This window comes from Pseudomonas sp. Pdm06 (genome assembly GCF_014851795.1).
GTDB classification, from domain to species: Bacteria; Pseudomonadota; Gammaproteobacteria; order Pseudomonadales; family Pseudomonadaceae; genus Aquipseudomonas; species Aquipseudomonas fluorescens_AA.
On sequence record NZ_JACVAH010000026.1, the window covers coordinates 42,403 to 52,387 of the forward strand.

General features: G+C 58.2%; 9 protein-coding genes. 2 read left to right on the plus strand and 7 right to left on the minus strand.

All coding sequences use genetic code 11. From position 1 onward, the window contains the following. Positions 1-21 precede the first annotated feature (21 nt). From IB266_RS29685 to IB266_RS29715, 7 genes are all read right to left on the minus strand, one after another. Positions 22-339, minus strand: a complete 318-nt coding sequence (locus IB266_RS29685; protein WP_192264206.1) for a DUF2388 domain-containing protein — start codon at positions 337-339, stop codon at positions 22-24. A 321-nt stretch (positions 340-660) separates the two neighbouring features. Then, on the minus strand, positions 661-876 hold the full coding sequence (locus IB266_RS29690) for a DUF1127 domain-containing protein (RefSeq protein ID WP_003187014.1): 216 nt from the start codon (positions 874-876) through the stop codon (positions 661-663). A gap of 319 nt (positions 877-1,195) precedes the next feature. Next, positions 1,196-2,689 carry an acetyl-CoA hydrolase/transferase family protein gene (locus tag IB266_RS29695; protein ID WP_192264209.1) on the minus strand — a complete coding sequence of 498 codons (1,494 nt, stop codon included), beginning with the start codon at positions 2,687-2,689 and terminating at the stop codon, positions 1,196-1,198. A 198-nt stretch (positions 2,690-2,887) separates the two neighbouring features. Then, the gene (locus IB266_RS29700; RefSeq protein WP_025216189.1) at positions 2,888-4,324 is read right to left on the minus strand and encodes an NAD(P)(+) transhydrogenase (Re/Si-specific) subunit beta; all 1,437 of its coding nucleotides are present in this window, start codon (positions 4,322-4,324) and stop codon (positions 2,888-2,890) included. Then, on the minus strand, positions 4,324-4,647 hold the full coding sequence (locus IB266_RS29705) for an NAD(P) transhydrogenase subunit alpha (protein WP_003187010.1): 324 nt from the start codon (positions 4,645-4,647) through the stop codon (positions 4,324-4,326). The genes IB266_RS29700 and IB266_RS29705 overlap by 1 nt, the downstream gene beginning before the upstream one ends. Before the next feature lie 15 nt (positions 4,648-4,662). Next, positions 4,663-5,784: a Re/Si-specific NAD(P)(+) transhydrogenase subunit alpha gene (locus IB266_RS29710; RefSeq protein WP_072411239.1), complete on the minus strand. Its 1,122-nt coding sequence runs from the start codon at positions 5,782-5,784 to the stop codon at positions 4,663-4,665. Between the two features lie 434 nt (positions 5,785-6,218). Then, positions 6,219-7,115, minus strand: coding sequence for a LysR family transcriptional regulator (locus IB266_RS29715; protein ID WP_192264212.1), 897 nt, complete (start codon positions 7,113-7,115; stop codon positions 6,219-6,221). A 156-nt stretch (positions 7,116-7,271) separates the two neighbouring features. Between IB266_RS29715 and IB266_RS29720 the strand changes: the two genes are divergently transcribed. Both IB266_RS29720 and IB266_RS29725 read left to right on the plus strand, forming a co-directional pair. Next, positions 7,272-8,453, plus strand: a complete 1,182-nt coding sequence (locus IB266_RS29720) for an acyl-CoA dehydrogenase (protein WP_014335919.1) — start codon at positions 7,272-7,274, stop codon at positions 8,451-8,453. A gap of 13 nt (positions 8,454-8,466) precedes the next feature. Further along, positions 8,467-9,687 (plus strand): CaiB/BaiF CoA transferase family protein, encoded by a 1,221-nt coding sequence (locus IB266_RS29725; RefSeq protein WP_192264215.1) that lies wholly within the window; start codon positions 8,467-8,469, stop codon positions 9,685-9,687. The last annotated feature ends 298 nt before the right edge of the window (positions 9,688-9,985 follow it).

Sequence of the window (9,985 nt, forward strand, 5' to 3'; positions counted from 1 at the left end):
TGCCCGATGTTTCATGTTGCATCAGATCACCAGGATGGCCTGGGCCAATTGCGCATCGCTGGCGTTGAGCTGCGGTGCCTGCTGGCGGATGTAATCCAGGGCGCTTTCCAGTTTCACACCACGGATGGCGCCTTCGCTGGCGACGAAGCTGGCGGCGTCATCACGGGCGGCTTGAACGATCTTGTTGTCACGCAGGGATGAGGTTGCATCGGAGGTCACGTCGGAGGTGGCCTTGAGTGCTCCGACGATGGAGTCGGTGGTGACGATGAAGCTGCTGGCGTTGGAGTGGGCGGCTACGGCCAGCAGGGTAACTGCGCTGAGCAGGCGAAGACGGATCATGATGAAACTCCTTGAATGATGGTGTGATGCCGGTGCGTGTAGCTGGAAGAGGAGACGCATGCTCGACTCGCTTCGCCACGTTCGCCTCGATATTAGGACAGGAACGCGTTGGCCGACAGCCCTTGCGGTGCTCATTGACTGCATGGGGTTGGCGTACTGTACTGGTATGTTTTATATATTTTTAAACTGTTATGTCTCCAAGCCTCTCGTCAAAATCAGGCCCCGAAACGACAAGACCCGTCGCGGTTACCCGCGACGGGTCTTGTGTGTTCAATTCGGTGCTGGCGGTGGACCCGGTGGGTCAGGGCCAGCGACGCTGAGTTAGCGCCAGAACGGCTTGCTCAGCTCTTCGTAGCGTTGTGCTTCGCTGATACCGGCATCAGCCAGCAGGCGCGAATCCAGACGAGCCAGTTGGTGACGGCTGGCGATGCGGCGCTGCCACAACATCAGGTTGGCGATAACGCGAAGAGGCAGGGAAGCCTGGTTTTTTTCAGCTTTGTCTTCGAAAAACAGCTCGGAACTGAGTGTACGTTCCATGGTTGACATCCTTCCGCTTGTGGCGGGATTAGGTAGTGGTTTGACTGGTTCCCATGATCCTCTCGTTTGGCCAGTCTCTCTAGATACAGTTCACCTGTATTGTGAGAGACCAGTTAACTGTTAAAGAGCGGTGTACTGGTCGATATTGAGGCAACTGTACTTGTCTGCACGCTATTGGTGCATTTTTGCGTGTCGTGGGTTGTTTTGTGGGAAAAGACTGTAAGAAAACACCGGTACAGCAGTACAGTTTTTGACGGATCAGGCTTGAATGACGGTCTTCAACCAAAACTGTATTTGCGATAACGGTGATCCAGCTGTATCAGATGGCCAACATGCGTCCGGTTTCTTCGAGGTTCAGGTGCCAACTCAGTGCATCGCGCAGGATATGTGGGGTATGTCCGCCCAGGGCGCACGCGGCGTCGAAATACTCATTCAAGGCTTGGTGGTAGGTGGGGTGCACGCAATTGTCGATGATCACTCGCGCGCGTTCCCTTGGCGCCAGGCCCCGCAGGTCGGCCAGGCCGATCTCGGTGACCAGGATGTCGACGTCATGTTCGGTATGGTCCACATGGCTGACCATCGGCACGACGCTGGAAATGGCCCCCCCCTTGGCAATCGACTTGGTGACGAAAATCGCCAGGTGGGCATTGCGGGCGAAATCCCCCGAGCCGCCGATGCCATTCATCATCCGTGTGCCACAGACATGGGTGGAATTGACGTTGCCGTACAAGTCGAACTCCAGCGCGGTGTTGATAGCAATGATGCCCAGGCGACGCACGACCTCGGGATGGTTGGAGATCTCTTGTGGGCGCAGGACCAGCTTGTCCTTGTATCTTTCCAGGTTTCCAAACACATCGGCATTACGTCGATCCGACAGCGTGATCGAGCTGCCGGAGGCGAAACTCAGCTTGCCGGCGTCGATGAGGTCAAATGTCGAGTCCTGCAAAACCTCGGAATACATGGTCAGGTCTTCGAACGGGGAATCGATCAGCCCGCACATCACGGCATTGGCGATGTTGCCGATACCAGCCTGCAACGGCCCGAGCTTGTTGGTCATGCGTCCGGCCGAAACCTCCTGCTTGAAGAAATCGATCAGGTGATCGGCAATGGCCTGGGTGTCGCTGTCCGGTGGCGCGACGGTCGAAGGCGAGTCGCCTTGGTTGGTAATGACAATGGCGGCGATTTTTTCCGGCGGGATCGCAATGGCGGGGCTGCCAATACGGTCGTCGACTTTCACCAGGGGAATGGGTGTACGGGTGGGGCGATAGGTCGGGATATAGATGTCGTGCAGCCCTTCCAGATTCGGGTTGTGAGCCAGGTTGATCTCGATGATCACTTGTCGGGCGAAAATGGCGAAGCTGGCGGAGTTACCCACCGAAGTGGTGGGTACGATATGTCCTTGCTCGGTAATGGCCACGGCTTCGATCACGGCAATATCGGGCAGTTTGAGCTGGCCGTTGCGCAGTTGCTCGACAGTTTCCGAGAGATGTTGATCGATGAACATCACCTTGCCTGCGTTGATCGCCTTGCGCAGCGTGCTGTCGACCTGGAACGGCATGCGTCGCGCCAGTACGCCGGCTTCGGTGAGCTCCTTGTCGAGGTCATTGCCCAGACTTGCACCGGTCATCAGGCTGATTTTCAGCGGGGTGACCTTGGCGCGTTCAGCCAAGGCGTGGGGCACTGCTTTCGCTTCTCCGGCGCGGGTAAAGCCGCTCATGCCGACGGTCATGCCGTCCTGAATCAACAAGGCTGCTTCGGCAGCGCTCATCACTTTATTCAATAACGAAGGCAAGCGGATGCGATCACGGTACATAGGTGGTTATCTCGGGCTGGAAAGCAAGATGCGCAGTCTAGTGAATTAGCGCTGTGCCCGACCCGCTACAAAGGTCGCATTTTAGGCGTCTATTACGAGGGTCTCAGGCAAAACATCATTACCGGATCGGTAACATTTTGCCTTGATACAAATCAAAACGCCCCGACAGGTCGGGGCGTTTTGGGTGAAGCAGCGAGGTTATTCCACCGCTTTGACCATGTCTTCGATGACCTTCTTGGCGTCACCGAACACCATCATGGTCTTGTCGAGATAGAACAGCTCGTTGTCCAGGCCCGCATAGCCGCTGGCCATCGAGCGTTTGTTGACGATGATGGTCTTGGCCTTGAACGCTTCGAGGATCGGCATGCCGGCAATCGGCGACTTCGGATCGTTCTTCGCCGCCGGGTTGACCACGTCGTTGGCGCCCAGCACCAGCACCACGTCGGCCTGGCCGAACTCGGAGTTGATGTCTTCCATTTCGAACACCTGGTCGTAAGGCACTTCGGCCTCGGCCAGCAGCACGTTCATGTGTCCGGGCATGCGACCGGCCACCGGGTGGATCGCGTATTTGACGGTCACGCCGCGATGGGTCAGCTTCTCGGTCAGCTCTTTCAGCGCGTGCTGCGCCCGGGCCACCGCCAGGCCATAGCCCGGCACGATGATCACGGTATCGGCGTTGGTCAGCAGGAAGGTTGCGTCGTCAGCCGAGCCGGATTTCACCGGACGGGCTTCTTTGGAGCCTGCCGGGCCAGCAGCATCTGCGGTATTGCCGAAACCGCCGAGCAGCACGTTGAAGAACGAACGGTTCATCGCCTTGCACATGATGTACGAGAGGATCGCACCGCTCGAGCCCACCAGCGAACCGGCAATGATCAGCATCGAGTTGTTCAGCGAGAAGCCGATACCCGCTGCGGCCCAACCGGAATAGCTGTTGAGCATCGACACCACTACCGGCATGTCGGCGCCGCCGATCGGGATGATGATCAGCACGCCCAGGACAAAGGCCAGGGCCAGCATCAAGGCGAACGCGCCGAGGTTGCCGGTGAACATGAACATCAGGCCCAGGCCCAGCGTGGCAAGGCCCAGGATCAGGTTGAGCTTGTGCTGGCCACCAAACTGTACTGGTGCGCCCTGGAACAGACGGAACTTGTACTTGCCCGAAAGCTTGCCGAACGCGATCACCGAACCGGAGAAGGTGATTGCACCAATGGCTGCGCCGAGGAACAGCTCCAGGCGGTTACCGGCCGGGATCGAATCACCCAACTGCTTGACGATACCCAGGGACTGCGGCTCGACGACGGCGGCGATGGCAATGAACACCGCTGCGAGGCCGATCATGCTGTGCATGAACGCCACCAGCTCAGGCATCTTGGTCATTTCAACGCGCTTGGCCATGATCGAGCCGGCGGTACCGCCGACCAGCAGGCCGACGATCACGTAGCCAATGCCGGCGGTTGCCAGTTCGGCCCCCAGTTTGTAGATGAGGCCCACAGTGGTCAGCACCGCCAGCGCCATGCCGAGCATGCCGAACAGGTTGCCTCGGCGGGAGGTGGTGGGGTGCGACAGGCCTTTGAGGGCCTGGATGAAGCAGATCGACGCAATCAGGTAGAGCGTCGTTACCAGGTTCATGCTCATTACTTGGGCGCCTCTTCTTTTACGGCTTTCGGGGCTTTTTTCTTGAACATCTCAAGCATGCGGCGCGTCACGAGGAAGCCACCGAAGACGTTCACCGCAGCCAGGGCCACGGCGAGGGTGCCCATGGTCTTGCCCAGCGGCGTCACGGTCAGCGCGGCAGCGAGCATGGCGCCGACGATCACGATCGCCGAAATGGCGTTGGTTACCGCCATCAACGGTGTGTGCAGCGCGGGCGTTACGTTCCAGACCACGTGGTAACCGACATAAATCGCCAGCACGAAGATGATCAGGTTGTAGATACCGGGGGAGATAAGCTCTTCCATTGTCTGAATCCCTGCTTAGGCGTTTTTGCGGATGACTTGGCCGTCGCGGCACATCAGGCACGCGGCGACGATGTCGTCTTCCAGGTTCACGTCGAACTGACCTTCCTTGGTAAAGACCAGCTTCAGGAAGTCCAGCAGGTTACGGGCATACAGCGCCGACGCGTCGGCCGCGACTTCGCCGGCCAGGTTGGTCGGGCCGCAAATGGTCACGCCATTCTCGATCACGACCTGATCGGCCACGGTCAGCGGGCAGTTACCACCCTGGGCTGCCGCGAGGTCGATGACCACCGAGCCGGGTTTCATCTGCGCGACGGTTTCGGCGCTCAGCAACGTCGGTGCCTTGCGGCCAGGAATCAGTGCGGTGGTGATGACGATGTCAGCCTGTTTGGCGCGCTCGTGCACGGCTTGGGCCTGGCGTTGCATCCAGCTGGCCGGCATCGGCCGGGCGTAACCGCCGACGCCGACGGCGCACTCACGCTCCTCGTCGGTCTCGTAAGGCACATCGACGAACTTCGCGCCGAGGGACTCGATTTGCTCCTTGACCGCCGGACGCACATCCGAAGCCTCGATCACCGCGCCCAGGCGCTTGGCCGTGGCAATCGCCTGCAACCCGGCCACGCCCGCCCCGAGAATCAGCACGCGCGCCGCTTTCACGGTACCTGCGGCAGTCATCAGCATCGGCATGAAGCGCGGATAGTAATGAGCGGCCAGCAATACGGCTTTGTAACCGGCGATGTTCGCTTGAGACGACAGCACATCCAGGCTCTGGGCTCGGGAAGTGCGTGGCGCGGCCTCAAGGGCGAAAGCGGTAATGCCGCGCTCGGCCAGCTTGGCGATGGTTTCGTTGTTGAACGGATTGAGCATGCCCACCAGAACGGTGCCGCTCTTGATCAGCGTCAGTTCGCTGTCGCTGGGAGCCACCACCTTGAGGATCAGCTCGGCCCCGAATGCGTCACTGGCGCTGCCAATGGTTGCGCCCGCTGCCTCATAGGCACTGTCGATAACGCTGGCCTTGATACCGGCGCCGCTTTGAACAGTGACTTTATGGCCTTGGCCGATCAACTTCTTGATGGTTTCCGGGGTAGCAGCAACCCGTGTTTCACCCGTTTGGGTTTCGAGGGGAACACCAATGTGCACGTCAAATCTCCTGCGTGATCTTATTGAGTAAACCCAGGCACTTCGGATGGTGCGGCTGGGGCGGCCGATCAGCACGGTCCCACCAAGTCAGGCGGGGCGCGGCATTTTGCAGGCGAAAATTCAGCCCTTCAAGAGATTATGACGGGTGACGGAAAATTAACTACAAGTCACCCTGTGACCGAATGTCGCGATTATCGATCGGCAGCCCTTGTGGGCCGTGCTTTCCAAGGATTCAGGTTCAAATTGACAATTTTTCCCATCGGCCAGATGAATAAGCGCTGATGCGTTGCGTGATATGGCTCGAAGCCATGTATTTAGACGCTTTGGAGACTACTGCACGGGCTTGATAACAGATTGACTGAATGCGACATAAACTTATATCTGTAGCGACTTCTGTTAGTTTACTACCTAAGTCGGTTTTTGTTTTTTCCTTATTAATCAAGAAGATAGTTGTAGGCTTGTTTCACGAGCCAGTCACGAAAAGCTCGAAGGGAGGCGGATTCGACTTTTCGCTCCGGAATCATCAGGTAGTAGGCCTTGATGCTCGACAGCGCGTTACGGTTGGCCACGACCAGTCGTTTCTCTGCCAGTTCGCGTTGAATCAAAAAGGGCGGAATCAGCGCGATACCCATGTCGTGCATAGCCGCTTGGGCGAGCATGGAGAATAGTTCATAACGCGGCCCTGTCAGGTCTCGCGCAATGTTCAGGTTCTGGGCGTTGAACCACTGGCGCCACGCATATGGACGAGTGGTCTGCTGGAGCAAGGGCAGTTCGGCGATTTCCTCTGGTGTCAGGCCCTTGCGACCGTCTAGCAAGGCGGGGCTGCATACAGGCATCGGATTTTCGCCCATCAGCTTGTGGGATTCGGTACCGGACCAGTCCGCATCGCCAAAATAGATGGCGGCGTCAAACTCCGTATCGGCAAAGAGAAAGGGGCGCGTGCGGTTGGTCAGGTTGACGGTGACTTCCGGGTGCTGCTGCTGGAAGTCCTTGAGGCGTGGCAGCAACCATTGGGTGCCGAAGGTCGGAACCACGGCCAGTTCGATCACGTTCGCACCGGTGTGCCCCATCACTGAAAGTGTGTCGCGCTCGACGGCATCCAGTTGGGTGGCAACGCGTCGGCTGTAGGAAAGACCTGCTTCGGTCAGTTTGACGCCGCGGCGCGAGCGTCGGAAAAGCTCCACGCTGAGGAAGTCCTCCAGGCTGGCGATCTGTCGGCAGATCGCGCCTTGCGTGAGAGAAAGCTCCTGCGCTGCCTTGGTGAAGCTTTCATGGCGCGCGGCAGCCTCGAAACTGACCAGGGCGGCGGTGCTGGGGATTTTACGGCGCATGTACGTAAGCCTCACTCAATGCCTATGTAAACGGGGTTCGTAGCGTTTACGGAGTGAGAAATTAGCACAGGTTAGTGCGTAATCCTCGTTTGCCCTTGTAGGAAACCGCGCCTAGGATCAATCCACGATTTTCATTTAATTGGCGAGGACTCTTTCATGGCCGGTAAAGCGAGCTTCAACTGGATCGATCCGTTGTTGCTGGATCAGCAGCTCACCGAAGAAGAACGCATGATCCGCGACACTGCCGAGCAGTTTGCCCAGCAGAAGCTCGCACCACGAGTGCTGGAAGCGTTCCGTCATGAGAAAACCGACCCGGCGATTTTCCGTGAGATGGGTGAAGTCGGCCTGCTGGGGGCAACCATTCCTGAACAGTACGGCGGCAGTGGGTTGAACTACGTCAGCTATGGCCTGATCGCGCGTGAGGTAGAACGGGTCGATTCCGGTTATCGCTCGATGATGAGCGTGCAATCCTCGCTGGTCATGGTGCCGATCAACGAATTCGGGACTGAGGCGCAGAAACAGAAGTATTTGCCGAAGCTGGCGTCTGGTGAATGGATCGGCTGCTTTGGTCTGACTGAGCCGAACCATGGTTCCGACCCGGGTGCGATGATTACTCGTGCGCGCAAAGTGGAAGGCGGCTACAGCCTGACGGGCAGCAAGATGTGGATCACCAACAGCCCGATCGCTGACGTATTTGTCGTCTGGGGCAAGGACGATGCCGGTGATATCCGCGGCTTCGTTCTCGAAAAAGGCTGGAAGGGGCTGAGTGCGCCGGCCATTCATGGCAAGGTCGGGCTGCGCGCCTCGATCACTGGCGAAATCGTCATGGACAACGTATTCGTTCCGGAAGAGAACATCTTCCCGGATGTCCGTGGCCTGAAGGGCCCGTTTACTTGTCTGAACTCGGCGCGCTACGGCATCTCCTGGGGAGCCTTGGGGGCAGCTGAATTCTGCTGGCACACCGCTCGCCAGTACACGCTGGACCGCCAGCAGTTTGGTCGCCCGCTCGCTGCGAATCAGTTGATCCAGAAGAAACTGGCCGATATGCAGACTGAAATCACGCTGGCCCTGCAGGGATGCCTGCGTCTGGGGCGTATGAAAGACGAGGGCACGGCGGCGGTCGAGATTACCTCGATCATGAAGCGCAACTCCTGCGGCAAGTCCCTGGACATTGCCCGCATGGCGCGGGACATGTTGGGCGGCAACGGTATTTCCGATGAGTTCGGCATCGCGCGTCATCTGGTGAATCTGGAGGTCGTGAACACCTATGAAGGCACGCACGATGTGCATGCGCTGATTTTGGGGCGTGCGCAAACCGGTATCCAGGCGTTCTACTAATAGGAGAACGGTCATGGGCGCGCTTTCGCATCTGCGGGTATTGGATTTATCGAGAGTATTGGCCGGGCCGTGGGCCGGACAGATCCTGGCGGACCTGGGGGCTGATGTCATCAAGGTCGAGCGTCCCGGCAATGGTGACGATACGCGCGCCTGGGGGCCGCCCTTCCTGAAGGATGCCCGAGGCGAGAACACGACCGAAGCCGCTTATTATCTTTCAGCCAATCGCAACAAGCAGTCGGTGACCATCGACTTCACGCGGCCAGAGGGGCAGCGGTTGGTGCGAGAGCTGGCAGCCAAGTCCGACATCCTGATCGAGAACTTCAAGGTGGGCGGCCTGGCGGCGTATGGCTTGGACTATGACTCGCTAAAGGCGATCAATCCGCAATTGATCTATTGCTCGATAACCGGGTTTGGCCAGACCGGCCCTTATGCCAAGCGCGCCGGGTATGACTTCATGATTCAGGGACTGGGGGGCTTGATGAGTCTGACCGGTCGTCCTGAGGGCGATGAGGGCGCGGGGCCGGTGAAGGTGGGGGTCGCGCTGACGGACATCCTCACGGGGCTGTATTCGACCGCTGCCATTCTGGCTGCGTTGGCCCATCGTGATCATGCCGGCGGCGGGCAGCACATCGATATGGCCCTGCTGGATGTTCAAGTGGCTTGCCTGGCCAACCAGGCGATGAACTACCTGACCACGGGCAATGCGCCGAAGCGACTGGGTAATGCTCATCCGAATATCGTGCCTTATCAGGATTTTCCTACGGCTGATGGCGATTTCATCCTGACGGTAGGTAATGACGGTCAGTTCCGAAAGTTCGCCGAGGTTGCCGGTCAACCGCAGTGGGCTGATGATCCGCGTTTTGCCACTAACAAGGTGCGGGTGGCGAACCGGGCGGTGTTGATTCCATTGATTCGCCAGGCGACGGTGTTCAAGACCACCGCTGAATGGGTGACTCAGTTGGAGCAGGCGGGTGTGCCGTGTGGGCCTATCAACGACCTGGCCCAGGTGTTTGCCGATCCTCAGGTACAGGCTCGTGGGTTGGCGATGGAATTGCCTCACCTGCTGGCCGGTAAAGTGCCGCAGGTGGCCAGTCCGATTCGACTGTCCGAGACGCCAGTGGAGTATCGCAATGCACCTCCTTTATTAGGAGAGCATACGTTAGAGGTGCTGCAGCGAGTGTTGGGGTTGGACGAAGCTGCGGTGATGGCGCTCAGAGAGGCTGGGGTGTTGTGAATCTTCTCTTCTATATAGAGGAGCGTGTTAAAGGGCAAAAGCGACAGGTTTGCCGGTGCTACGCAACTTATTGATAGAAAAGCGAAATTAAGGGTTGACGGCAGATTCTGGACGTCTATAATTCGCCCCACTTCCGGCGCAGTCGAAACGGAAAACTCCTTGAGATTCAATGAGTTAAGTAGGTTTCGAAGGTGCAGGGCTTCAGTTCATCGAAGTCTGGAAGGAGCAGATAGAGTGGTGTTGTTTGACTCTATATGCGGTTCGATCTTCTCGGTCGAAAGCGGTGAAAAAGAGGTGT

Coding starts and splice junctions, on each gene's coding strand:
- IB266_RS29685 (WP_192264206.1), bottom strand. CDS start 339: ATGATCCGTCTTCGCCTGCTCAGCGCAGTTACCCTGCTGGCCGTAGCC.
- IB266_RS29690 (WP_003187014.1), bottom strand. CDS start 876: ATGGAACGTACACTCAGTTCCGAGCTGTTTTTCGAAGACAAAGCTGAA.
- IB266_RS29695 (WP_192264209.1), bottom strand. CDS start 2,689: ATGTACCGTGATCGCATCCGCTTGCCTTCGTTATTGAATAAAGTGATG.
- IB266_RS29700 (WP_025216189.1), bottom strand. CDS start 4,324: ATGAGCATGAACCTGGTAACGACGCTCTACCTGATTGCGTCGATCTGC.
- IB266_RS29705 (WP_003187010.1), bottom strand. CDS start 4,647: ATGGAAGAGCTTATCTCCCCCGGTATCTACAACCTGATCATCTTCGTG.
- IB266_RS29715 (WP_192264212.1), bottom strand. CDS start 7,115: ATGCGCCGTAAAATCCCCAGCACCGCCGCCCTGGTCAGTTTCGAGGCT.
- IB266_RS29720 (WP_014335919.1), top strand. CDS start 7,272: ATGGCCGGTAAAGCGAGCTTCAACTGGATCGATCCGTTGTTGCTGGAT.
- IB266_RS29725 (WP_192264215.1), top strand. CDS start 8,467: ATGGGCGCGCTTTCGCATCTGCGGGTATTGGATTTATCGAGAGTATTG.